Here is a 24,819-nt window from a genome sequence, read left to right on the forward strand (position 1 = left end):
GGAGAGGGTGGGATTCGAACCCACGTGCCCTGCCTTCACAGGACAAAGCGATTTCGAGTCGCCCCCGTTACGACCACTTCGGTACCTCTCCGTTTTTTAATGTTGAATTTAATAAGCATTGGATGCGGTTGATATTTCCTGGCTGCAATATCTAAGCTCTGTCAGTCTGTTTTCTTTTAAGAGCAAAGAAGCTTTTTAAAAGGGAGCCGCATTCTTGTTCCAGGACGCCGCCCAACACCCAAAATTTGTGGTTAATCCAGTCCATTTGCTTATAGTTTACGCGAGAGCATATCGCGCCTGCCTTGGGGTCTTTGGCCCCAAATACCAATCCCTCAATACGAGCCTGCACCAGGGCCCCGAGACACATTAGACAGGGCTCTAGGGTTACAGCCAGAATAGTACCGGGTAAACGATAATTTTGTCTTATTTTACTGGCCATGCGCAGGGCCGTTATCTCGGCATGGGCAGTAGGGTCACTTAAGCTAATAGGAGAATTTTTGCCTTTACCGATAATTTGGCCTGTATGTGTGTCAATGAGCACAGCTCCAACGGGTACTTCTTGGTTCCTTAGAGCATCAAAGGCCTGGTCCAGGGCTTTAAGCATTATCTCTCGCCACGACTTCCAGCCTGGAGGAAGGACTGCAGTTTGTGTGTATTCGGAAAAGTAAGTAAAGGCGTTGTCCATGTCAACTAGCTTTATTACTCAAGTACTTCACTCCGTTAGCAATAAGCTCTGTTCCCAAGGTGGCGCTTACATTTCTGGTCCAGCTAGGATGGTTAGTAGGATGATTATAGGCTTCTGGATGTGGCATAAGACCCAATATATGCCCGGATGGGTCAGTCAGACCAGCAATGGCTAAAGGTGAGCCATTTGGGTTGTATGGATATTCTTGAGTAGGCTCTTTGCTCAAGGGATGAACGTATTGCAGGGCGATAAGGTTATTTTCTTCTAATTTTTTCAAAATATGCTCATCTTTGGCCACAATCTTTCCTTCTCCGTGGCGGACAGGCAGATAAAGATAATCCAGACCCTTAGTAAAAACACAGGGAGAATTTTGATTGCATTTCAAAGCAACCCAGCGATCTTCAAAGCGTGCGGAATCATTATAACTTAAACTGACCTGACGCTGGAAATAATTTCCGTCAATGGCAGGCAAGAGGCCAAGTTTGACCAAAAGCTGGAATCCGTTGCAAATACCTAAAATAAGTTTTCCCGAAGAGTAAAATTTTTGCAGTTCTTCCTGTAGAGAGATCCCTGAGCTGGTTTTGGTATATTTCCAGCGTAAGGCCGCGGCCTGTGCCGCGCCCAGATCATCTCCATCTAAAAAGCCTCCGGGGAAAATGAGAAAGTTATAATCCGATAAAAAAAGTTTTTCTGCTACAAGGTCAGAAAAAAAGCAGATATCTACCTGCTCTGCACCGGCTTTTTGGGCCGCGTAGGCGGATTCACGTTCACAATTGGTACCATATCCGGTAATCACCAAAACTTTTACTTTGGACATATTTACCTCATTTGGAACTATTGTTTAACAGATTTTCCCTCAAGAGTCTGTGGCCAAACCCTACTTAAGAGGACAATTTTTCATATTTTTTTCAATCCTGATTTCTTTCATGCTGGCCGCAAATGCCCGGACCCAACCTATGGTTTACCAAGCTCTTTGCAATGCTATCAATAAAACAGGATTTCTAATCTGGTAGCCAAAACGGGGTTTGGCCACAGACTCTTAACATTGAATTTGAGATTCTAATGTAAGTTATGTGCTTAGTAAAGATGAGAGTTGAAGGAGTTATAAGGTGATATCCAAAAAACTATAAAATTCTGGGGATCTCTATTTCTTTATAGTCTGAATTGTCATCTTTTGAACTGTTCTTTTCCCGGATAAGTCTCTCGATTTTTTCTAGCTCACCAGCGGGATCAAAGGATATCCTTTCCCGGCGCAGCATCTGTTTTTTTGTATCGTAAAGCAAAATATCCGCAGCTGCATCACTTTGAGGCAGGTAACCAACAGTGCCGGATTGTATCAGGATTTTAGTTTTTGATGGCAAAATTAGATCTTTCTGCGGACAGAGCTCTTTTCTCGATAAATTCCAGTGATTTTTTCTGGTCCAGATCTGAGTTTTATGGGTATGCCCGGTAAAAACAATTTTTGGACCAGATCGGATCAGATTGGCTCCAACTTGCCATTTGTGAATGAGATAAGGAAAAGATTTTGCCTTGGTCCAAGATGCATGAGTAAAGCCAAGGTTATTAATTTCTCTACGCAGGGGAAGTTTCTGTAGCCAAATTTTTTCTTCCTGATGTAATATTTTTTGCGTCCAGATTAGACTGGCCAGAGCCCGTGGAGAATAACCTTCCAGACCAATAAAATCTCCGGCCACGCTTCGGTCATGATTGCCTTGAACAGCCAGCAGTCCTTTCCATTCAGAAAGTAACTGTATACATTCCCTGGGACTTGCCCCGTACCCTACAGCGTCGCCCAAAAAGATAGTCAGGTCGGGTTTTATTTTTTGAATGAATTGATACACTTTTTCCAGGGCGGTAAAATTTGCGTGAATATCAGAAAATATGGCTAAGAGCATTGGGTTACTTCCAATAAAGGTTTAAAGGTAGATTTTTGGATTTTTCTGACCACTCCTGGCTTAATAATAGCTTTTAAACCTTGTCGCCCGGGATTTCCAGCCAGAATTTTTTTTGGTTTATATTTATTGACCATGTTCATGGCAGCAACAGAAGGAACAACGTCTTCAATAATGCGCAATCCCCAGATGAGTCTTTCCTGTCTTAATTTAATTAATACCTTGCTCAATAATGAAAAGGTTTTAATTCTGAAAATTTCAGCCTCCTGGGGAATAAGGTTATTGGGAATAAAGGTGATGTAAAGTATCCCCCAATTTTTGCGGGCAAGTTTTACACTTTGTTCCAAAATCTGGGCAGCATACTGGTCTGGTCGGATAAAGACTATGCACAGTGGTTTTCCGGCCAAGTATCCGGGATTGAATAGTGGATGTCCACTTTCACCCAGGATGCATGGGGATAGGGAAGAAATATCTTTTAAATATGGTGAGAAAATTTTCCCTAGATAGACCAGGTCCGGTCTGTTTTCAGGTTTGGGTTCCAGACAGGCCATAATTGTCTCGGATATTTTCGTTGATAGCCCAGGTTTTAGTCTACTAAGTGGTGCCGGCTTTATCCATTTTCTAAGGTCGGACACAAACTTAGATTTGGCTTTGAGAAAAGGTAGCCGGCCTGTAATAAGCTCATAGCATAGTACACCTATGGAAAAAACATCACTTTGCCACAATCCTCGTTCTCCTTGCAGGCATTCCGGAGCAATGTAGTCAGGAGTTCCTATTGGCCTGTTCGTTTCTAACCAGAAATCATCCCAGTTTTCCCGCCAGGCCAGGCCAAAATCAATGAATTTCATTCGTTGTGTCTGTGGATGGTAGAGAATATTTTCCGGTTTGAGATCATGATGGACTATGCCCAGACCATGGAGACAACTTAATTCCAAAACTAATTTTGCGCATAAGTTTAGTGCCTGAGAAGTTTCCAAAGAGTGGTTTTGGAGATAAGTGCGCAGATCCTGTCCGGGAAAGTAGGGAAAAATTAGTCCCTTTTCCCATTCTTTTATAGGCCAGATAAAAGGGGAGGGATCAGATTTTTCTAATTCCAGAAAGCGTGATTCATTTTGCCAGGACAAAAATCCGTCCACAGTACTCCCTTTTAAAACTTTGATCACAAATTTTTGGCCATCAGATTCACCCAGATAGAGAAAGCTGAAAACACCCTGGTGGAGTACCTTTTTTATGGTTATGCCCAGGACACTATCTCCTGTCTGGAGCGTTGGTCTCTCGGAGGCGGAGAGATTAATATTTTGGAAGGGAGTCCACATGGTAACTTTATAATTTGTAAAGTTTCAGTTTCGACCAGGGTGGAAGTGGAGATAGATGATGTTTAAAGTTGGAAGTGGTGGGTATAAATTGTGGCAGGACCGGATTCACTTGTGGCTCACCCCATCCCTTGCGATGAATGAGGTGAGCGTTGGTTATATAAAGTAAAGTATTTTTTAATCCGTGCAGCGAAAGATTTTTATTTTCCCATATATGATTAAAATAAGTTTGAGAGAGGGCAGGAGATTTAAGATTGCATTTGGAGCTTATCTCGACCCGATTGATGTTAAAATCCGGGCTGACTTTCGATGTCAGAGTCACGGTAGTCACGGTAGTCGTGCCTCCTGAGAAAAGCATATCCTAGGGCAGCAATAGCTAAAATGCTTAAAAAAGAAATGAGCACCGGATGTGTCCAGTAAATACCTACCCACCAACTTCCATCAGCAGAGACACTTTTGTATAAAAAGATGCCTGGTAGATCTATCGCCAGCAGTCCAAGAAATTGGTAAATTAGCAGAAATGGGAGCAGGATATGATTAAGAGAATAGAAGGCCATCCAGAAATGACGTAAAAAATTAAGCCATACAGGTTTGTTTTGGTCCATAATTGCCTCCTATTTGTTTTTAATATAAACAAAGTAACCTATGAGAATGGCTGCAATGAGGACCATCTCCACGAAAGTAAATTTGAAAATAAAGAGAGAGATTTTCCTCTGGGTGGGGTTCATGGGCAGCCAGATTTTATTCATGATAAAACGCCATATGGTCTTGTTTATGCCTTTACCCGTGTATAAACGGTAATACTCACGTAGACTTGTTAGCCAGTAAAGGGCCCATTTGCTTAAGTTCTCATCTTCGGGCTCAGAGAATGAATAGGCGATTTCCGTGTTGTTGCCTGCATCAGCCTCTCTCGCCCATAAGCTTAGGCCTAAAGGTTCTATCTTAGCCTGCCAGATTTTATCCTGAGGATTAAATTTTTGTTCCAGACTTATCTTTAGGTTTTTTTTCAAAAATGCATCTTCTACTTCGAAGCTTTTAGTCTCAAACTTTTTGGGCAGATACCAATGGGGATTAAGTCTGGCTAAATTGTGCAAATTTAGATCTTCCCAAAATCTGTTTATCCAGGGAAGATTGATTTTATGCCAGTTTATTTTTTGTTGTGTATCCATAATATTTAGACAGCGATGACCAGAGGACATGGCATTATAGGATGAAGATCCTTGTTTGTTAGTCTGGCCTTAAATCCAGGTGCCTGTTTTTTTTGATAAGCACCGATTATTGCCACGTCTGCATTAATATCTTCGGCGACTTGGGCCAGTACTTCTTCTAATTTGCCCGCTTTTCGTATATATTCAGTTGGCAGATGGTTAAACTTTTGTTTTAGCCTGTCCCATAGCTTGTCAATCTCCGAGTTTATCTCATTTTCGACATACTGGGCAAAACGATTACGCGTAGCAGAGGTATTTAGCCAATCATCACCCGTCATAAACTGCCAGTCACTGTTAATAATACTCAAAACATAGAGTTGGGCCTTACTTTTTTCTGCCCAACTTAAGGCCAGGTCTTCAGCCTTTTGTGCACCAGGCGTACCGTGTGTGGCTAAGAGAATTTTTTTAAACATAAACACCTTCGTTAATTGTATAGGGCAAGTTTGAGCTTTACTCTTAAAATTTTTGATTAGAAAGGGGGCCTAAGGCCCCCTTAGTTTGTTTAAGCTGAGCTTAAGCCAGCCACTTGGTAAAAAGTAGAACAAAAAAGACAACGATCATGACCAGAACCAAGGCGGTCAGGTCTTCGTTGCGTTCGCTGGCAAACACAGACAGCGCACGCTCTTCCATTACTTTCTGGTCGTCTGCTCCAGGAACACCACATTTGTTTTCACAGTTATTTTCGGCCATATTTTATCTCCTTTTTACTTTAAGACAACATCCTTTACAAAGAACATGACCACGATAAAGGACAGTACTGCCTTGGCGGTACCGGAAATGGCACCCATGACCAGTGGCCATCCACCAGCTTGCGCCAGGGCTTTCTTGGTAATTTGCATGCCCAGACCAATAAGACCGTAGGCAAAGAACCAAATCATGGCATCAGTAAGAACAACAATGGTCTTGGATTTTTTATGTACCTGTTTTACCGCGTGTTTAATAGCACTTTTTAGCTCTTTGGAGATTGAGATTTGTTTAGCCTTGGCCTTTGCTAAGATTGATTGCAAGGCTTCCATTCTCTTGCGGGCTTTGGCATCAAATACTTTTTTATTGTTCCTGTCTTTGTAGTCACCAGCAATTTGTCTCTGTTTGTAAAGATCTTCCAGTGCTTCCTTTTCTGCCGCAGTTAGTCCTGGAACGCCTGCTTTTACAGCTTCACCAATGACAGCCAATTCTTCTGCTGTGACCTCAGTTCTCTTATTATAGCTGAAATCCAGGTATTTACCCTTATAGTGGCTTGGAGGGCTGAATAAACCTAAAGAGGAGAGGAAGAATAAGAGCAAGAAACCAAGTACGAAGATAGGGAACTTATCAATGACAACTTCTTTAAAAGAAAGCTTGGTGCCTTCGCTTTTACCATACCAGGTGGCCAGTACCAAAACAATAATGGGCAAGAACAAAACGCGTGTAATGTTGAAAATTTCACCCACTTTCAAGGTGTGAATATCAACAGCATTAAAAGCCAAGCAAGCAGCAGCTACCTGGGCGGAGTTCAGGATACCTGTTCCGGCCCAAGCACCGAACTGGGTGGGGTTCATACCCACGATCTTACCAATGGTTGGGAAAGCAAACATACAAAGGACACCCCAACCAAGAATAGTACCTATTGTATAGGCCATCTCTGAACACTTGGCCCGGACAACAGGAGCACAGGCTACAGTTGCGGAAACACCACATACGCCCATACCCGCAGAAAGAACTCCAGTCATAGACTTAGGCTGACGGAAAATGTGTCCAAGCCAGAGAACAAAGAAAACAGTGCCCAATACAAAAAAACCGATCATCCAGACGGAAACCATACCCAGCTTGGCCAATTCAGCGAAAGAATAACGGGCACCCAAGAGGATAACACCCATCTTCAGAACGAACCGGGCTGTTTTAACGCCTGAGGCCGCAAAGTTGGGAATTCCCCAAGTGTTAGTGATAATAATACCGACCAGGATACCCAATACAACATAGTTCAGGTTGAGTACCTTGTGGATCTTGAAGCCAATAACCGGAACCAGGTTGTTACTGATAATTTTAACAACTGGCTCTGCGTACCAGCGAATAGCCATGGCCAGAATCAAGATAAAAAGTATGCCTGGAATTGTTTCCAGGACAAAGGTATCAAAATTTGTCATTGGCTTATCTTTTCTGGCCTGACGCAGTACGGCAGCAGCAACACCCAAAACACCGCCGACGATGCTTAAAATAAATTGCAGATCAGCACTTTTATGAGTGTGCAGGCTGTGCATGATCCCATCGAGAACGCCGGCTTTGACCAAAAACGCATAGCCCAGCATAATGATACTGATGATCCACAAAGGACCATTGCTGGGACGACCAACTTGACCGTTTGCCATAAAAAACCTCCCGTTATAATTTTTTTTCTTTTACATCAGCAAAACACGTGCCACGTTCTTTGTTTTTCTAATGTGTTGAAATTATTAATTTTAATTTTTTGATTCCGTGTTGAGTGTAAACTTGAGTTAGCAGGATGTATGTTCGAGGTTGCAAAATTTTGTTTTTTGTATCAGCTAGAGAGTTTGGGTTTGGGGGGAGGTTATTACGAAACTTGATTTACACGGTTGATTTTCGTTTCCCTATCTTAACTATTTTTAATAAATACCAAGTTTGAGCTTGCTTATAGGTATTGTTTACGCTCATTTTCCCGGACATTCTGTCCGGTTCCGAGGTATTTCTCCTCACTGAACAACATCGCTATAAGAAAATATAACATAAAATGACAGGGATTGAAACAAAAGCAACCAAAAAATTTGAGTTTTGAATTTTATATGGAGGAAAGATGACTTTTTTTAAGTCTAAAAAGATACAGACCAAGTTTATATGCGGATTGACCTTAATCATGTTGAGCGTTGGGTTTTTTTTAGCTGCTACTCTTTATTTTCACTTAAAAAGCTTGCTAACATCCGAGGTTCAGCAAAAGGCACATCTTGTATTTGCCCAGGTTGATGCTGTCCAAAACTATGTTCGCCGTACACTCAGACCCCTGATGTATGAACTTTTGCCTAACAAGTTTTTACTTCAGGCCATGTCTACATCTTATGTTTCCCGCCAGATTATGGAGAACATGAATTTAATTAATGAGGATTTTTATTATCGCCGAGTGGCCATTAATGCCAGGAATCCAAAATTTGAGGCCAACACCATTGAACTTGAGTTAATTAATCATTTTCGGAATAGTTCTGAAAGTGATTGGGAGGGATACAAAAAGATTAATGGAAATGAGTATTATTTAATGGCCAGACCGGTCAGGTTTGAAGAGAGCTGCATGCGCTGCCATGGTCATCCCCTGGATGCTCCAAAGGAGATATTAAATATTTATGGTTCCAAAAGAGGTTTTGGACATAAAGTCGGGGAACTTGCTGGGCTGGATGCTGTTGGAATTCCTGTTCAATCAGCTGTAACGCATATTCGTGAGGCCTCTGTTTCATACGCGTTGATGGTCTTTGCCGGTGGCATTTTTTTCTTTGCCGTAGTCAATGTCTTGTTTAATCGTCTGGTTGTACATAACTTACGAAGAATACTTGATATTTTTAAAACCTATTTTGACTATGATTACAAGCAAAAGAAACTAATAGAAAATATTGAAGTGGACGATGAAATTGATGAAATTATTTATGCTACTGAGGATTTAGCCCAGCATTTGAGAAAGGCCAGAAAAGAATTACAAAACTATGCTCAGAACCTGGAAAGGATGGTCAAGGAGCGGACCAAGGAATTGGCCCAGGAAGCTGAGGAAAGAAGGTTAGATGTAAATTTATTTGTCGAGCTTTTGTCGAGGTTGAATGTAAGCTTGAGTAGGGCGGATTTACTTTCTGCTTCCATGGAACTTATAGGCAAGCGTTTCCAGGTGGACCAGGTAACCTATATTTGTTCAATCGCCAGCCATTTTTTCTATTCCTGGCCAGAAAAGGATAAGCCTCCCAGGCTACCCAAGAATTGGGAAATGCTGGTGGCTCAGAACCAGCCTGTGTTCGCTGAGGATCATTGTTATATCCCTGTTCTATCCGGTGAGGCAGCCTGGGGGCTTTTGTGTCTTTTTTGGAACCAACCGGTGCGGATTTCAAGACAGATGCAGTCAGTACTCCTGGCCCTGGGTCAGCAATTGGCTATTGCTATTGAGAACCTCCAGGCACTTGATGAACTGCTTAAACAAAAAACCATGCTGCAATCAATTTTTGAAGGGATTTCTGATCCTCTGTTGCTCCTTGATGGTAACGGTTCGATAATAATGAAAAATTCTGCGGCAGATAAAGTCGTTCACCTTTTTGAAGTCTCTCATAAGAAGCCATCGTTGAAAACTATTGTTCTTGAACAGGCTGCTTTACTTAAAGAACAAGGGAGGGACCATGATCTTCCCTTAAGTAAAGAGTTAACAGTTGATTCTAGAATTTTTGTATTTAATTTTTATCCTTTAAAAGGTGCTGATAGAATTGTGCTGTATGTGCGCGATGTTACCAAGGAAAAAAATATGCTCGTTAAGATGCAGCAATCAGAAAAGATGATTGCCGTGGGTAGACTAGCTGCAGGATTGGCCCATGAGATTAATAACCCTCTGGGAGTAATTTTATGCTATGCTCAAATATTGAGAGGCAGCCTTGAAGATGAGCAGCAGATTAAAGATCTGAGCGTGATTATTAAACATACTAAAATGGCCCAGAAAGTTTTACAGGATTTACTTAACTTTGCCAGGCCCAAACAAGCGAAAAATACCGAGATTGACCTGGAAGAAGTGATTTCAGGGTTAATATCTGTGTTTAAAGTGCAGGCTGATATGCGCAAGGTGGAGTTCACCGCGCATATAGTTAAACCTTTACCTTTAATTGTCGCTGATAGAACAGCCCTCGAACAGGTTTTAACCAATTTGTTTTTAAACAGTTTGGATGCTGTTCCGTCAGGCACCGGGCGAATTGAGCTCAGGGTTGATATTGATAAAGAAAGTAATCGCATTGTGCTCAGTGTAAGGGATAACGGGCCAGGCATTGAGCTAGAGGAAAAGGCAAAGATCTTTGATCCCTTTTATACGACAAAAGAGCCAGGCAAGGGAACAGGACTTGGACTGGCTGTTGTTTATACCCTGGTTGAGGAAATGGGTGGAGAAATCAGGGTTAGAAATGACAATGGAGCTGTTTTTGAAGTGCTGTTTAATTGTGTTTGTTAAGTTTATTGGATAGGGACAAGTGGCTAAGTCGTCCTTGGGTCAACTTTAACCGATCGCGGAATAATTAATCTTGGAGCGTCATGGAAAAAAAGTTTGGTGTTTTAATCGTTGATGATCAAGAAGATTTTGCACACGGTCTGTGTAGGTTGATTGGAAGCCAGTACCCTGATCTGGTTTGTTTTGCTGTAAGATCAGGAGATGAGGCATTGGATATTCTGGAGAGAGAGTCTATTGCCCTGATGATAACAGACCTACGCATGCCGGAAATGGATGGATTACAGCTTCTGGACAGAACTCTGGAGATTGAACCGACTGTCAGTGTGGTCTTACTCACAGGATACGGCAGCGTGGAGACTGCTGTACAGGCTTTGAAGGCAGGTGCTTATGATTTTTTGACCAAACCCATTGATCAAGATCTGCTGTTTCGGGTTGTGGAAAAGGGGGTGGAGCGTAGCAGGCTGCTCAGGGAGAATTTTCGTCTGAAATCTCTGGCTGGAGAATGTGAACTGGACCAGGTCATAATAGGTCAGAGTAAAAGTGTTCAGAGGTTAAAGGAAACAATCTGTGCTGTAGCAGGATCTGACTATACAGTACTTATTCTGGGTGAATCCGGTGTAGGTAAGGAATTAGTGGCCAAAATGGTACATAAATTGAGTCCACGGGCCAATAAGCCACTTGTTAGTGTCAACTGTCCTGCTATCCCTAGTGAACTCTTGGAAAGTGAGCTCTTTGGTCATGTTAAAGGTGCATTTACCGGCGCAAACAGAAACAGGAAAGGGCTGTTTCTGGCAGCCAATGGGGGAAGTATCCTTCTTGATGAAATTGGGGATATTTCACCACAAATCCAGACCAAATTATTGCGGGTCTTGCAGGATCAGGAAATCAGGCCAGTAGGTTCGTCTACAGCCCACAAGGTGAATGTACGTATTCTGGCCTCTACCAATCAGGATTTGGAAAGCAAGATAAAAGATAATAGTTTTCGCGAGGACTTGTATTATCGTTTGAATGTATTGACTATTGAGGTACCTCCTTTGCGAGAGAGAAAAGAAGACATTCCTCTTCTGGCCCAGCACTTTGTTTTAAAAACATGCCAGGAGTTAAATATTCCGCCCAAAGAGATCAGTCCGGAAGTTATGGCCTGGCTCAGTATCCAGGAATGGCCCGGGAATATTCGCGAACTGATCAACTTTGTCAGACGTCTGGTTGTCTTTTCAAGCAGGGATACCATTGATATGCCGGTTTTGTCCCTGGTAACTAAAGGAAACGGGGAAAAATCCATAGAATTGAAACCCTATAAACAGGCCAAGGCCGAGGTTATAGATAATTTTACGCGCAATTATGTCACAGTGCTCATGCGCAAGACAAAAGGCAATATCTCTGAGGCAGCAAGAATGAGTGGATTGGAAAGGGTTTCCTTACAAAAAATTTTAAAGAGACTAAATATTAATGCCCAGGAGTTTAAACAGTGATTTTCTTGCTGATCTCCTTGGTTGGGTTTGGGTTACTAGAGGCTAAGAAAGCCTTCTGTTTTGGGGGAAATCATGATTAGTAAAGTTGATTCTGAAGTGCAGACAAGGAGTGTCTTGTAATGGTTGAAGAAAGCAGGGTATTGCTTTTGGCTGAACTTTTAGTCCGTAAAAAGTGGACTCTGTCCACGGCTGAATCTTGTACAGGTGGACTCTTGGGTCACACCCTGACCAATATCCCTGGTAGCTCAAACTGGTATGTCGGCGGGGTTATTACTTATGCCAATGAAATGAAGATTTCTCTTTTAAATGTAGAAGCCGAGGTTATTGAAAAATATGGCGCTGTAAGTGAAGCCTGTGTGCTCCAGATGGTGCGTGGAGTATGCAACCTAGCCAACTCTCAGGTAGGGGTAGCCATTTCAGGCATTGCCGGGCCAGGCGGAGGAACAGAAGATAAACCAGTAGGTACAGTGTTTATGGCCTGGCAGGTAGGAAATAGACATTGGGCGAAAAGGTTTAACTTTTCCGGAGACAGGCAGGAGGTTAAGTTACAAAGTGTGCAACAGGCCATTGAAGGGTTGGTAAGTGGGTTGATGTGTAAGTAAGTGAGAGAGGGGAAAATGCGTTTGTTTATTGGTATTTCGGTACCCGAAGCATATCAACAAAAGCTGCAGGAAGTTCAGGACAAGTGGAAAAACCGTTTTAAATCCAGACTATCCTGGACCAAGAAAGGCAATTGGCATTTGACGTTGAAGTTTTTAGGAGAGGTAGAAGAGGCAGACCTGCAGGGGATAAAGAATGCCCTTGATAAGATTCATCTTCGTTCGGCCTGGTTAAAGGGTGGGCAAGCAGGATATTTTGCCAGTAGAAATGGAATTCGAGTGCTTTGGCTGGGGCTTTCAGGTGAAGTAGGTGTGCTTGAAGACTGGGCCAGAGAAATTGAAGAAGAGTTTTATGCTCTAGGTTTTAGTAAAGAGAACAGGCCGTTTCATCCTCATTTGACCATCGCCCGCGTGAAAAGGTTTTCGGATCATGATCCCTGGACCGAGTTTAGGGAATATGTTTCCGGACTTGAGTGGCCTGACTTCAAGGTACAGAGGATAAATTTGTGGCAGAGCAAGTTAACTCCCAATGGGCCTGTGTATAAACTGGTCTATTCGATTAAAGGTTAAGCCCGTGCCCCAGATTCTAGCCTCTTAACCTTTAAATTAAATATAGTCACCACGGTTGAACTTGATTTCTTCCGTGGTCGTCATAATTTCCAGCTCTTCTAGAATAGATCTAAGTTCAGGTTTTTGGGAAGTTAGATTGATATTTTCTTTTAACTCATTAATTTGCCCGGATATTTCCTGTAAAGTGGCATAGAGCCCGCGTAGGTCAGCCTGGGGGTTCTCCAACCCGGCGGCATAATTTTCCCATTTGCTTAAAAGTTGATCAACCTGTTCCATAAGACTAGTTTCCACGGGTTGATGGTTTAACAGGGCTGGCGAGAGTATGGGGTTTATTGATGGAGCTGAGATACCCGTCGAGCCAGAGACCCCACTGGAAGATACAGGTTTGGCACTTAATTCCTGGTTTAAGATTTTTGAGAAATCGTCCGCGGTCTTACTTTTTTGAGTTTTATTTTGTTCACTAATTAGTTTAGCAACTTGTTCCGGATTTATTTTCATGGCTATCCCCTTTGGAAAATTTTTCCCTTTTGGGTTGGTTAAAATCGATAAAGCAATAATTTTGCCAAGTGTACTTTTTTAGCAGGTCTGAGTCAAATTAAGCTTTAACAAATATCTAAGGGTTAAAGCTAAGCCGACTTTATAGGTTCTAATCATGAATTGCGTCTGCAAGGAATCCATAAAATGGATAACGTAATCCATACTACTCAATAAAACATAAAACAACAAACTCAAAAAACTCATAAAAGGGACTCAATGAACCTGATAAAGGATGCCATAAACACAGCCATAGATATTATTCGGCAGGGTGGGATAATTGTTTATCCTACCGAGACTTTTTTGGGCCTGGGAGGAAATGGCCTTGAGCTGAGCGTGGTACAACGAATCCAGGCGCTCAAGAAACGGCCGGCGCATAAGCCCCTACCTTTGATCATAGGCGGCCTGGGACAATTGGAGGAAATATGTTATTTGACCCCGTTTAGTTTGGAGCTGGCCAGAGATTTTTGGCCGGGCCCATTGTCCATTCTATTTCGGGCCAAAGAAATAATCCCTTTTGGAGTCAAAGATGCCGCCGGAATGGTCTCAGTTCGTTTGACCCCTCATCCGGTGGCCAGGCAACTTTGCACTTTTTCCGGATATCCTCTTATTGCTACTAGTGCCAACTTAAGCGGAAAACCACCCTGTACCTTGTGTAGTGATTTGGATCCTGAAGTCCTCGAAAAAGTCGACTTCGTTTTGGATGTGCCTCCGGAGCCAACCGGTGAACTACCGTCCACTCTGGTTCGCATGTTGGGAGGAAAAGAAATCGAAATCTTGCGACATGGTGTTATAAGCGAAGGAGAGTTGAGTCAAAAAGGGTATAAAGTAGTGCGTAAGGCATAAGCGGCTGTGGCCGAACCTTTTTATCAACTTAATTTCCATGGTTTATTCCAGTCTTGGTTCCTTTCATGCTGGTACAAAGCCTTGGACCCTTCTAGCACTTGCTTGCGGACAGAGCGTAATGGGATATTTTGAGTAAGCGAATAGTCTTTTAATTATACCTAAGTTGAGCGATTTTCACTCAATGGGTAGAGATTGCCACGGACAGCTTCGCTGCCCTCGCAATGACAATCTCGCCCCTGTCATTGCGAGTGGAACAAAGTGTAGCGAAGCAATCTCAAAGTTTGAACTGCAAAATAATCGCTCAATTTAAACTATAGATAGTTATCGTAGGGCTCGCAAGATATTTATCTTTGTCGCCCCGATGCTCTGTTTTTCCGCAAGCTTCGTTGAGATTGGGTTACCCAAGTCGTTTGTAATGCATTTCAGAAACCAGGACTTTCAATCAGCGCTAACAGGGTTTGGCCACGGGCTCATAGGGTGCATCATGGGGGTTCAAAAAATTTAACCGTTTCTTTGGTAGTGATTGTGAGGTTACCGCTTGAGTTTATTAACAAATCTACTTTAATCTACATTTAAGATTAAATTTTTGGTTTAAATTTTTGAACCAGTGTTGGGGCCGGATTGATTTGGTAACTTATTGAAAAATAAAGAAAAGAATAAGTTTTGTGTGTTGGCCCTGTTTTTGCTTGTAGATTGATATCTTCCTCCTTTTACCAAAGCCGGCTTTCTCTTTCTTTTTTTGGATATGGGAAAGCCGGCTTTATATTTGTGTATTTATGTTTTCTGGAAAGGTGCAGCAGCTAATCTTTCCAAGTTTTCAACATCCCTCTCTCCCAATTTTCCTAGTATCTTCCTTGCTGTTGCTAGAACGCTCCGGACTTTTATTTCCGCCATGCATTCAGGTGCGGGGCAAGATATCTTGCCTAAATCTGAGCAGGGGGCACATCCTTTAGGGCTGGTTAAGATGTGCATGCCTTGCGGTGCCCACTGTTTGGGCGAGGTAGGGCCGAATAGGGATATGCCCGGAATGCCCATGTACCCGGCTAGATGCAAGGGGCCGGAGTCATTGCCAATAACCATTTTGGCCCGGGCCAAAATGTCGAGCAATTGGTTGAAGTCTTGTGGGGTGACAACAGGAAAATCATTGATTGTCAATTTTCTTTCAACTTCCACAGGTCCGAGCACAAACCGTATGTTTTCTTTATCTTTTTGCAGGTTTTTTGCTAACATAAAAAAGCTATGCAGAGGCCAGTTTTTAGCAGGATGCCCTGAGCCGGGAAAAATAATAATGCTCTCTGGTTTTAGCGTGGGTAAATACAGATTTTGCCAGGCAAAAAGCCAGTTGTCATCCCAGATAAGTCCTAATGATTTTAATTTCCGGGCATAAACTTCGCGGACATGATTTTTACGGTTTAAGTCAATGCCTGTTAAAAAAATAAGGTTGGGATGAATTATTTTTATGATTCTTTGTTTTAGGCCAAACCAGAAAATCAGAGTATCTTTAAAGGTATCTGGCCACGAGGGGGCCGAGTAAAGACTTTGGACTGCTTTCCTGGTCATAGGGTCAGCCCTATTTATGCCCATCTTTTCTATCCAGGGGAGGTAAATCTCCCGGCCCGCCCAAAAGACTTTTGTTCGGCTAAAGTTTTGCTTTATATTCCAGATAGTTGGCCAGGCCAGTAAAAAATCACCTAAAGCCCCATTGTGGACAATAATTATCTTGCAAGCTTGGTTTATTTCATTTAAAAACATAATTTAATCTAAGAGTGTTAAACAGTTAACGGCCATGAAAAGGCCGGGACTTTTTTGTCGACCTCACACTTGAAAAGGTTTCTGAAAATAGTTTAAGCGCTTTTGTCCGTTTTTAATTTTCGACCATTTTAACAAAATATGTCTTACTCTATATCCTGTCCTAAATGTGGACAATCTATTCTTCATTATCGCAATCCGATTCCTACTGTTGATATTATTATTTTTTCTCCCCCCAAGCAGGTTGTCCTGATTGAGCGCAGGAACCCACCCCTTGGGTGGGCCTTACCAGGTGGATTTGTCGATTATGGAGAGTCTGTGGAGCAAGCTGCTCTGCGCGAGGCAAAGGAAGAGACCAACCTGGATGTAGTTTTAACAGGCCTTCTAGGTGTTTACTCTCATCCTCAGCGTGATCCCCGTTTTCATACCTTAAGTATTGTCTTTATGGCCAGTGCACAGGACTTAACTAGACTGAAAGCCAGTGATGATGCAAGACTAGCCAGATTGTTTTCCCTGGACGCGTTGCCTGAACTTGCTTTTGACCACGGTCAGATACTCAGGGATTTTGTAGCCTATCTTGAACGGTTCAAGGCTTAAATAGGAGAGCGATGTTTATTTGTCTTGACCTAGGGGGAACGCACGTACGCGGGACCTGGCTGGATGAACAGGGAAAACACGGTCCTGTCCTGGTTCTGCCCAGAAAGAAAACTCTAGAAGGAACAAAAGAGGCCTTAAGCGAACTTATTATAAGGCTTAAAGGTGACTGCCCGAGTCAGGTGCAAAAGATTGGCCTGGCCAGTGCTGGACCTTTTGACCGGCAAGGAAAAGTGTACCTCTCTCCCACCAATATGCCAGAACTTTCCGGTTTCAAAGTGGGCTCTTTTATTCAAGAACGGTTTGCTCTGGATGTTATTTTGGAAAACGATGCCCAGGCAGCAGCCCTGGGTGAGGTCTGGCAGGGGGGACTCAAGGGAGAAAACCATGCCATTGTACTTACTTTGGGTACAGGAGTTGGGTCGGGGGTGATTTTTAATGCTCGGATCTGGCGGGGTGCTCATGATACTGGACCAGAGCTAGGACATATTTATCTGGGACCGGGCCTGGGGGAAAAGTGTGGTTGTGGTCAGGTCGGTTGCGCTGAGACTTGGTTAAATAAAAAGGCCTTATTGGATTTGTTTGCGAAACATGAGCTAGCCTTGAATGACCCGAAAGAAATCTGGCCGTATTTAAAAAATGGGCATGCTGGAGGCATTAAAGCCTTGAGAGAATATGGTCACAGGCTAGGACTTTTTTTAACTCAGTTAATGATAATTTTTGACATCAAAGCTATTGGCCTTGCCGGAGGCATAAGTAGCCTTAGTAGGTATTTTTTGACAGGGACTTGGATAACAATAAAACAACGTTTGCAAAAAAGACCCTGGCTGTGGCCGGAAAAGATCGTCGCCAGTCCTGACCCCCAAATGAGCGCTCTATGGGGCATGGCCAGTTTGATGAGGGGGGATTATGAGGCTGAATAGTTAAGGGATAGTGATGATGGCAGGGGCTAGCGAGACGGGCGAGATACCTTAAAACCTAACCCTTAAAACTTAAAGTTTGTCAAAATGCTTCAACAACCTGAAATTTGTTTTTTAGCTTCTGAGGTTTATCCCTTTTCTAAAACAGGAGGGCTGGGTGATGTCATGGGTATTTTGCCCCTGACCCTGTCAAAGATGGGGGTTAAGGTTTGCATTATCACCCCTCTATATGGCCGAATATGTACGGCCAGTTATAAGCTGCGCCTGATGTATGAAAATATCCCTGTTGACTATCCCTGGCCGGGAGTTAAGGCTGATGTTTATAAAGCAGACTATCAGGGCATACCTGTTTATTTTATTGAAAGGGGAGAATATTTTGATCGGCGTCATTATTATTGCACTTATAAAGGAGATTATTTTGACAATTGCGAGCGGTTTATCTTTTTGTGTCGTGCTAGCTTGTCTTTGATTAAAAAATTTGACCGGGCGCCCATAATTCTCCACGCCCATGATTGGCATACTGCCTTGGCTGTGGCTTATATTTATTTCTGGCGACGAAACGATCCTTTCTGGTCCAAGACCTCTACAGTTTTTACAATCCATAACCTGGCCTTTCATGGCCGATTTTCTTCCAGGCTGTTCTGGGATTGTGGATTGCCTTATGAGGCTTGGAACATGGATGGGGTGGAGTTTTACAACAGCTTTAATTTTCTCAAGGCAGGCATTGCCTACGCAGACCAGATTACCACTGTTAGCCCAACTTATGCTCAAGAAATCCTGACTCCGGAGTTTGGTTGCGGACTGGAGGGGTTGCTTCAAAAAAGACGCAATTTTTTATCGGGTATATTAAACGGTGCAGACTATAGTGTCTGGAGTCCAGAAAATGATGCCTTCTTGGATGCCAAATATTCTTGGCAGGACCTGGAAGGGAAAAAGCAGTGTAAAATTAAATTGTTCCGATCTCTGGGCTTAAGAGATGAAATGTTGGATCGGCCTTTGCTCGGATTTATTGGTCGCCTCAGGCGGCAAAAAGGCATTGATTTATTGCTGGAGATAATACCTGACCTTGTACAGCGTAATGTAAGTGTGGTAGTTTTAGGTCAAGGCAATTCTTTTTTTGAAGTCAAGTTAATGGAAATGGTCGAGAAGTATCCCGGGTATGTAAGTGCAATTGTTGGCTATACAGAAGAGATGGCCCATAAAGTTTTAGCTGGTTCGGATATTTTTCTCATGCCATCCAGGTATGAACCGTGCGGACTGACTCAGATGTATAGTCTGCGCTATGGTACTCCCCCGGTTGCAACGGCTGTAGGAGGGCTTAAAGATACCATTATTCCCTATCCGCAAGAAGGGGCAACCGGGTTTATGTTTGATGAGCCACGGGCCGATGCTTTTTTGCACGGCATTGATCAGGCTTTGGATGTGTTTAAAAATAAAACAATCTGGCAGCAGATTCAGATCAGGGCCATGGAGGCTGACTATTCTTGGGATATGTCCGCAAAGATATATTTAGAGATATATAAGAGGTTAGGGCTGGAAGCGTGAATTTTAAACAAGAGCAAGGGCCGAACCTACAGGGAAAAAGATAAACCGGGCCGATTTTGAATCGGTCCAATTGCTTCTAGGAGGATAGACAATGAAGATGCAAGAAGTTCGTGAACTGGGTAGAAAATTGGGATTAAAATTCCCTGTAGGCACAACCAAGGTCCAGGCCATTAGACTGCTTCAAAAGGCAGAGGGCAATTTTGATTGCTTTGGCCGGGCTGAAAATGGTTTTTGTAACCAAAAAGAATGTTTATTTTATGTTGAATGCTTAAGAGTTTCAAAGAAATAGGCAATAGACTGTAGCCTGTAACGAGTAAGCGAAATGGGTAGGGTGTTGAATCGGAACACGGATCAGGAGCCCCAATTTATAGTCTACACCATGGGGGATCCCAACGGGCTGGGACCGGAGCTTATATGTAGCCTGGAACTGGAAAAGATTTGTTCTGAAAAGAAGATGTTAATAATCGGGTTGGAGGAAGCTTTAGACTATCATTGTCGGCATTTGAAAAAGGACAAGTTCTGGAGCAGGATAGATGATATAGCAAAGCTTAACAAGCTTGGCCCAGGTATTTATCTCATGGAACCTGAAGGACTGGAAAAAGTGGCTTTGAAGCCTGGCCATGCCCATGTTCATGGGGGGCTTAGTGCAGGCAGGTCTCTGGATTTGGCCTGCACTTTGTTGAAAGTGGGCATGGCCGGAGCCTTGGTCACCGGCCCTTTGAATAAAGCCATGCTCCAGGAGGCAGGATTTGATTTTGCCGGACATACGGAATTTTTGGGTGAACGGTTTGGAGTGGGTAAGGACAAAGTATGTATGCACCTCTGGGGTGAAAAGCTAAGGGTTAGTCTGGCCACCACACATCCTCCTCTACGCCAAGTGCCGGAATTGATTAGTATTGAACGCGTTGTGCGCTGCTTGAAGCTTACTTTTGAATTAATGAAAAAAATGGATCTGGCGAGCCTGCCGATTGGGGTGTGTGGATTAAATCCTCATGCTGGTGAGATGGGAAAAATCGGGCGCGAGGAAATCGAGATCATCGGGCCGGCCGTAGAAGAAGCCAAATCTTTGGGGGTAAATGCTGAGGGGCCATATCCTGCAGATACCCTTTTTTATCAAGCTGCCCAGGGCAAATTTTCTTCTGTATTAGCCATGTATCATGATCAGGGCTTGGGCCCTTTAAAACTTTTGCATTTTGGTCAGGCTGTAAACATTACTTTGGGATTACCTATTGTGCGTACATCCGTAGACCACGGTACAGGATATGATTTGGTGGGTACGGGTAAAGCAGATCCTGGAAGCTTAAAACAGGCGATTTTTATGGCTGAGCAACTGGCAGGCTAATGACTTGTTGGCATGAATTAGCGAAGAGCGCTTGTATTGAATAAATGTGTATAAAAATTCTTGACTTAAGACCAATGGTTATACGAAGTTAAATTTATCAAAATCAACTGGAGGGTAATATGGCCGAACAAGAACTTGTCCTGACTATTGATGGAGATATTGTTTCTACTAGTTCGGAGGAATTAAAGGAAAAATTACATAAGGCCGTTGGTGAGGATCCCAAAATACTAGTTTTAGATTTTAAAAATGTAGAATATGTAGATTCTATTGGTATTGGCATAATTATTGCTACACATAATAGCTTGAGAAATAAAGGTGCCAAACTGAAGCTTATCAATGTTAATAATGATATTTTAAATCTTTTTAAGACAATGCGTCTTGATAAGCATATTGATATGGAAGAAGCGTGAAAAAAATAAATGTTTGCCGCAAATTGAGCTTTAATTGAAAAGTTTAGATAGTTTGTTTGATAATCGTTTCTTTTTGCGACGCTATTTATTTTGTATGCTAAATGTTCGATTGTTTTAATATATTGTGTTGTAGATATGTTTGCCACAATTATAACATCCTTAGTTAGCCTGCATCCTTAAAGAGGTGAATTATGAGTATGATGGATGATGAAACCTTGCAAATGTATGTCGAGGAATCCAGAGAACATCTTGAAAACATTGAGAATGATCTTTTAGCTATTGAAGAAGCAGGTGAAAATATAGATGAAGAACTGGTAAATAAGGTTTTTCGAGCTGCTCACTCCATAAAGGGCGGTGCTGGTTTTCTGGGTTTAAGCAATATCAAGGAATTGGCTCATAAGATAGAGAATATCCTGGATATGATCCGGAACCGAGAAATTGTGCCTAACCCTGAGGTAATCAATATAGTCCTTTTGGCTTTTGATCGCTTGCGGGAACTGATTGAAAATATTTCTGAAAGCAATGAGTTGGATATTTCCGAACATATAGATGCTCTGACCAGAATTACTTCGGCTTCTTTACCTCAGGATGAGAAACAAAGTGTAGTCAATGAGGTAGTAATTAAAGACCGGAATGAGCGAATCATTTTTGTTCTAAAAGAATTTGATCTTATGCAGGCTCAGAAAAGGGGCAAATTTATTTATTTGATTGAATTTGATCTCATCCATGATGTCCATAGAAAAGATAAAAGACCCATGGATGTGGTCAAGGATATGCAGGCTACAGGAGATATTCTGGAAATTAAAGTCGATATTGATGCAGTAGGCACTTTGGAAGATGGCGGATTTTCCAATAAGCTTCCTATGTATGTCTTGTATGCCACAATTATCGAGCCGGATATTATTACCACTTTATTTGATCTCCCTGATGAGCAAATTAAAAATATTCAGACTGAAGATATTTGGGTTGAGTCACCTAAAGATACGCTAGAAGAGTCAATTCAGGAACAAGAAACAGTTTTGGAAAAAGTTTCTGTGACAGAGCCTGAAATTGTTCCTCATCCACCTGAAGAAATTGAACAAATACTGGAGCAAGTTCAGGTTGAGCCTTCCAAAATGCAGCAGGAACAGGAAGAGGTGGAGCCTAAATCTGTTTCGAAACCCTTATCACCGGGAAAAGCAAAACCCGTCTCTACCTCGGCTAAAGCAGTGCACGCCGAGACATTACGCGTCCATGTCAGCCTTTTAGAGAATTTGATGAATTTGGCGGGAGAGCTGGTTTTAAGTCGCAATCAGCTTTTGCAAGCTATATCCACAGATGACAAGCATGCCATTGCTATGGCCGGACAGCGTGTTGATCTGGTCACTTCAGAATTGCAAGAAGCCATTATGCTCACCAGAATGCAGCCTGTGGGCAATATTTTTAACAAATTTCCTCGTGTAGTCAGGGATCTTGCTCGTGAACTAGGAAAGGATATTGAGTTGAAACTGGAAGGTAAGGAGGTCGAGCTGGACAAAACAATTATAGAAGGTTTGTCAGATCCTTTAACACATTTGGTGCGTAATTCAGCTGATCACGGAATTGAGCCTCCGGAAGAGCGGATAGCCAAGGGCAAGAGCCCGCGAGGAACAATTATTCTTAAAGCCTTTCATGCCGCTGGCCAAGTAAATATTGAAATCATTGATGATGGTCGAGGAATGGATGCGGAAAAGATAGCCCGCAAAGCAATTGAAAAAGGTCTGGTCTCAGAAGAGCAGGTCAGCAACATGTCAGAAAAGGACAAGTTAAATTTGATTTTTCTTCCCGGCCTATCCACTGCAGAAAAGGTTTCTGATGTTTCTGGCCGTGGGGTAGGCATGGATGTAGTCAAAAGTAATTTGGATAAACTGGGTGGGCAGGTAGAAATCGAGACCCAAAAGGATAAGGGGACTTCTATCCGCATAAAATTACCACTTACATTAGCAATTATTCCAAGTCTGCTTATTTCCATGGGCCAGGAGAGGTTTGCTATCCCTCAGGTTAATGTTGACGAACTGATACAAGTTCCAGCCCATCAGGTTTCTGAGCGAATTGAAAGAGTCGGAGACGCAGAAGTGTTGATTTTACGGGGCGAGTTGATTCCTTTGATGAGCCTGGCCAATGTCTTGGGCTCCGGTAGAAGCTCAGATGAATTGAACTCTGCTCAGGATCAAAGTAGCCCTAGTGAATCGGAATTAGTTGAGGGTAGCCAGTCGTTAGTAAAAAAGACAAACGGGGATGTTAATATTGTCGTTGTCCAGGCAGGCTCATTTAAATATGGTCTGGTTGTGGATGAATTGCATGATTCAGTGGAGATAGTGGTTAAGCCGCTGGGCAGGCACCTGAAAAATTGTGAGGGGTATGCCGGGGCCACTATTATGGGTGATGGTCGGGTGGCCCTGATTTTGGATGTGGTTGGCTTAGCCAGGCTTGGAGAGCTGTCTTCTGTAGCTGGCACTGATAAGGCTAAGAAATTGGCTTTAGAAGCGGAAAGGCGGGCTGCCGAAGAAATTCATTCTCTGTTTTTATTCAATAATGGTCCGCATGAGCATTGCGCGGTGCCTCTTGCGTTGGTTGCCAGAGTGGAAATGATTAAGGCTGAAGATATTGAGATTGTTGGCGGTAAAAAAGTTATTCAATATCGTGGAGGAAGTTTGCCTGTTTTTGCCTTAGAAGAAGTGGCCGATGTTAATCACCTGGAATTGGAAGGAGAACTGGTGGTTATTGTTTTTGTTGTGGGCGGACATGAAGTTGGTCTTCTGGCTTCACCACCTGTGGATGCTGTTGAGGTTAAACTTAATATCGATCCTTTTACTTTAAAGCAGACTGGAATTTCCGGTTCAGCCATAATTAATGGTCATACTACCCTCATAGTGGATATTTTTGAGTTTGTGGAGACTTTGAATCCGGGGTGGTTTGAAGAAAGGGAAACTGTTACGGCCCTCCAGGAAGGAGCAAATAAGGTCTTGCTGGTTGAGGACTCGGATTTTTTCCGTTCTCAGGTCAAAAAATTTATTAAGGATGAAGGATATGAAGTGGTTACCGCTGAAGATGGAAGTGTTGCCTGGGAGTATTTAAATGAACATCCCAATGAGATCCAGGTAGTGGTCACTGATTTGGAGATGCCAAATATGGATGGTTTTGAATTAACCAAACTAATTAAAAATGATGAGCGTTTTGCTCACTTGCCAGTTATTGCTTTGACATCCTTGGCCGGAGAAGAAGATGTGGCCAAGGGTAAACAGATCGGCATTGATGACTATCAGATCAAGTTGGATAAAGAAAGGTTGTTACAAAGTATTTTTAACTTTTTAAATAAAAAAGCAGCATGATAGTGAAGGAAGTCGAGACGGGTGAGTACCTCTGCTTTTGGCGGGGATTAATAAGACGGAAGACGGTAAACCAGGGAAAAGAGCTAAAATTATAAAAAATAATGCCAGGTTCTTGTGTTCGTCTTAAAGTGAAAGATTTTGATGGGGTCGTATTATGGATAATGCCGAGAAAATTGCAGCTAAAGCGGGAAATTTTCAATTGTCTTGTTTTTATATTGGCGAGGCCCTGTGCGGTATAGATATTGATCAAGTTCAGGAGATCAATAAGCAGATATCGTTTACTGAGGTTCCCCATGCTCCTGAGTATGTATTAGGAATTATGAATTTGCGTGGGCGGATTGTGACTATCATAGATTTGGCCAAAAAATTGGGTCTGGGGCTCTCAAATCTTACAGAGGAAAGCAGAATTATCATTGTCAGTTCCAAAGAAGAACATATCGGTTTGTTGGTCGATAAAATCACAGATGTGATTATGGCTGATTGGAAGCAGGTGGCTCCACCACCATCTAATATTAAAGGCGTGCAGGGCAAATATTTTCAGGGTGTGCTCAATGTGAAAAATAAATTGGTGGCAATCTTGGATGTAGAAGAAGTCCTAGCAGTGGAGAGAGGTTGATTTTTTAGTA

The 24,819-nt window shown here is 42.6% G+C and carries 24 protein-coding genes and 1 tRNA gene; 13 read left to right on the forward strand and 12 right to left on the reverse strand.

Annotation, left to right across the window (positions count from 1 at the left end):
- The 10 genes from KFV02_RS00820 to KFV02_RS00865 all read right to left on the reverse strand — a co-directional run bounded on the left by KFV02_RS00820 (nucleotide 1) and on the right by KFV02_RS00865 (nucleotide 7,443).
- Nucleotides 1–91, reverse strand: a tRNA-Ser gene (locus tag KFV02_RS00820).
- A 60-nt stretch (nucleotides 92–151) separates the two neighbouring features.
- The gene (gene tadA / locus KFV02_RS00825; RefSeq protein WP_252379631.1) at nucleotides 152–685 is read right to left on the reverse strand and encodes a tRNA adenosine(34) deaminase TadA; all 534 of its coding nucleotides are present in this window, start codon (nucleotides 683–685) and stop codon (nucleotides 152–154) included.
- A gap of 1 nt (nucleotide 686) precedes the next feature.
- A complete protein-coding gene (locus KFV02_RS00830) occupies nucleotides 687–1,502 on the reverse strand; it encodes a phosphoribosylformylglycinamidine synthase subunit PurQ (protein WP_252379632.1) in 816 nt (271 codons plus the stop codon).
- Nucleotides 1,503–1,809: 307 nt separating this feature from the next.
- Nucleotides 1,810–2,580 carry a metallophosphoesterase family protein gene (locus KFV02_RS00835; protein WP_252379633.1) on the reverse strand — a complete coding sequence of 257 codons (771 nt, stop codon included), beginning with the start codon at nucleotides 2,578–2,580 and terminating at the stop codon, nucleotides 1,810–1,812.
- On the reverse strand, nucleotides 2,571–3,893 hold the full coding sequence (locus KFV02_RS00840; RefSeq protein WP_252379634.1) for a serine/threonine protein kinase: 1,323 nt from the start codon (nucleotides 3,891–3,893) through the stop codon (nucleotides 2,571–2,573). Before KFV02_RS00840 ends, KFV02_RS00835 begins: the two co-directional genes overlap by 10 nt.
- A gap of 284 nt (nucleotides 3,894–4,177) precedes the next feature.
- The gene (locus tag KFV02_RS00845; protein WP_252379635.1) at nucleotides 4,178–4,495 is read right to left on the reverse strand and encodes a hypothetical protein; all 318 of its coding nucleotides are present in this window, start codon (nucleotides 4,493–4,495) and stop codon (nucleotides 4,178–4,180) included.
- 9 nt (nucleotides 4,496–4,504) lie between these two features.
- Complete coding sequence (locus KFV02_RS00850; protein ID WP_252379636.1) at nucleotides 4,505–5,059, reverse strand: hypothetical protein; 555 nt, start codon at nucleotides 5,057–5,059, stop codon at nucleotides 4,505–4,507.
- 5 nt (nucleotides 5,060–5,064) lie between these two features.
- Complete coding sequence (locus tag KFV02_RS00855) at nucleotides 5,065–5,511, reverse strand: universal stress protein (RefSeq protein ID WP_252379637.1); 447 nt, start codon at nucleotides 5,509–5,511, stop codon at nucleotides 5,065–5,067.
- 100 nt (nucleotides 5,512–5,611) lie between these two features.
- The gene (locus tag KFV02_RS00860; protein ID WP_252379638.1) at nucleotides 5,612–5,788 is read right to left on the reverse strand and encodes a hypothetical protein; all 177 of its coding nucleotides are present in this window, start codon (nucleotides 5,786–5,788) and stop codon (nucleotides 5,612–5,614) included.
- Nucleotides 5,789–5,802: 14 nt separating this feature from the next.
- Nucleotides 5,803–7,443 carry a putative sulfate exporter family transporter gene (locus KFV02_RS00865; protein WP_252379639.1) on the reverse strand — a complete coding sequence of 547 codons (1,641 nt, stop codon included), beginning with the start codon at nucleotides 7,441–7,443 and terminating at the stop codon, nucleotides 5,803–5,805.
- A gap of 443 nt (nucleotides 7,444–7,886) precedes the next feature.
- Between KFV02_RS00865 and KFV02_RS00870 the strand changes: the two genes are divergently transcribed.
- The 4 genes from KFV02_RS00870 to thpR all read left to right on the forward strand — a co-directional run bounded on the left by KFV02_RS00870 (nucleotide 7,887) and on the right by thpR (nucleotide 12,903).
- Entirely contained in the window at nucleotides 7,887–10,265 is a 2,379-nt protein-coding gene (locus tag KFV02_RS00870; RefSeq protein WP_252379640.1) for a c-type heme family protein, read from the forward strand.
- 80 nt (nucleotides 10,266–10,345) lie between these two features.
- Nucleotides 10,346–11,734 carry a sigma-54-dependent transcriptional regulator gene (locus KFV02_RS00875; RefSeq protein ID WP_252379641.1) on the forward strand — a complete coding sequence of 463 codons (1,389 nt, stop codon included), beginning with the start codon at nucleotides 10,346–10,348 and terminating at the stop codon, nucleotides 11,732–11,734.
- A gap of 119 nt (nucleotides 11,735–11,853) precedes the next feature.
- A complete protein-coding gene (locus KFV02_RS00880; RefSeq protein ID WP_252379642.1) occupies nucleotides 11,854–12,336 on the forward strand; it encodes a CinA family protein in 483 nt (160 codons plus the stop codon).
- A gap of 15 nt (nucleotides 12,337–12,351) precedes the next feature.
- Entirely contained in the window at nucleotides 12,352–12,903 is a 552-nt protein-coding gene (gene thpR, locus KFV02_RS00885; RefSeq protein ID WP_252379643.1) for an RNA 2',3'-cyclic phosphodiesterase, read from the forward strand.
- A 36-nt stretch (nucleotides 12,904–12,939) separates the two neighbouring features.
- Here the strand turns inward: thpR and KFV02_RS00890 are convergent, their stop codons facing one another.
- Nucleotides 12,940–13,401: a hypothetical protein gene (locus KFV02_RS00890; protein WP_252379644.1), complete on the reverse strand. Its 462-nt coding sequence runs from the start codon at nucleotides 13,399–13,401 to the stop codon at nucleotides 12,940–12,942.
- Between the two features lie 255 nt (nucleotides 13,402–13,656).
- On the opposite strand from KFV02_RS00890, the gene KFV02_RS00895 reads away from it, so the two are divergent.
- Nucleotides 13,657–14,283, forward strand: a complete 627-nt coding sequence (locus KFV02_RS00895) for an L-threonylcarbamoyladenylate synthase (RefSeq protein ID WP_252379645.1) — start codon at nucleotides 13,657–13,659, stop codon at nucleotides 14,281–14,283.
- Nucleotides 14,284–15,057: 774 nt separating this feature from the next.
- Here KFV02_RS00895 and KFV02_RS00900 read toward each other — a convergent pair.
- A complete protein-coding gene (locus KFV02_RS00900) occupies nucleotides 15,058–16,035 on the reverse strand; it encodes a glycosyltransferase family 9 protein (RefSeq protein WP_252379646.1) in 978 nt (325 codons plus the stop codon).
- A gap of 138 nt (nucleotides 16,036–16,173) precedes the next feature.
- Between KFV02_RS00900 and KFV02_RS00905 the strand changes: the two genes are divergently transcribed.
- From KFV02_RS00905 to KFV02_RS00940, 8 genes are all read left to right on the forward strand, one after another.
- On the forward strand, nucleotides 16,174–16,629 hold the full coding sequence (locus KFV02_RS00905) for an NUDIX domain-containing protein (protein ID WP_252379647.1): 456 nt from the start codon (nucleotides 16,174–16,176) through the stop codon (nucleotides 16,627–16,629).
- An 11-nt stretch (nucleotides 16,630–16,640) separates the two neighbouring features.
- Nucleotides 16,641–17,549, forward strand: coding sequence for an ROK family protein (locus tag KFV02_RS00910; protein ID WP_252379648.1), 909 nt, complete (start codon nucleotides 16,641–16,643; stop codon nucleotides 17,547–17,549).
- 84 nt (nucleotides 17,550–17,633) lie between these two features.
- On the forward strand, nucleotides 17,634–19,091 hold the full coding sequence (gene glgA / locus KFV02_RS00915; protein ID WP_252379649.1) for a glycogen synthase GlgA: 1,458 nt from the start codon (nucleotides 17,634–17,636) through the stop codon (nucleotides 19,089–19,091).
- Between the two features lie 91 nt (nucleotides 19,092–19,182).
- Nucleotides 19,183–19,380 carry a hypothetical protein gene (locus tag KFV02_RS00920; protein ID WP_252379650.1) on the forward strand — a complete coding sequence of 66 codons (198 nt, stop codon included), beginning with the start codon at nucleotides 19,183–19,185 and terminating at the stop codon, nucleotides 19,378–19,380.
- A gap of 33 nt (nucleotides 19,381–19,413) precedes the next feature.
- On the forward strand, nucleotides 19,414–20,433 hold the full coding sequence (pdxA, locus tag KFV02_RS00925) for a 4-hydroxythreonine-4-phosphate dehydrogenase PdxA (RefSeq protein ID WP_252379651.1): 1,020 nt from the start codon (nucleotides 19,414–19,416) through the stop codon (nucleotides 20,431–20,433).
- A 119-nt stretch (nucleotides 20,434–20,552) separates the two neighbouring features.
- The gene (locus KFV02_RS00930) at nucleotides 20,553–20,843 is read left to right on the forward strand and encodes an STAS domain-containing protein (RefSeq protein ID WP_252379652.1); all 291 of its coding nucleotides are present in this window, start codon (nucleotides 20,553–20,555) and stop codon (nucleotides 20,841–20,843) included.
- Nucleotides 20,844–21,034: 191 nt separating this feature from the next.
- Entirely contained in the window at nucleotides 21,035–24,193 is a 3,159-nt protein-coding gene (locus tag KFV02_RS00935) for a hybrid sensor histidine kinase/response regulator (protein ID WP_252379653.1), read from the forward strand.
- A 154-nt stretch (nucleotides 24,194–24,347) separates the two neighbouring features.
- Nucleotides 24,348–24,809 carry a chemotaxis protein CheW gene (locus tag KFV02_RS00940; RefSeq protein ID WP_252379654.1) on the forward strand — a complete coding sequence of 154 codons (462 nt, stop codon included), beginning with the start codon at nucleotides 24,348–24,350 and terminating at the stop codon, nucleotides 24,807–24,809.
- Nucleotides 24,810–24,819 lie beyond the last annotated feature (10 nt).

The sequence above is a fragment of the Desulfovulcanus ferrireducens genome, from assembly GCF_018704065.1.
Classification (GTDB): Bacteria; Desulfobacterota; Desulfovibrionia; order Desulfovibrionales; family Desulfonatronovibrionaceae; genus Desulfovulcanus; species Desulfovulcanus ferrireducens.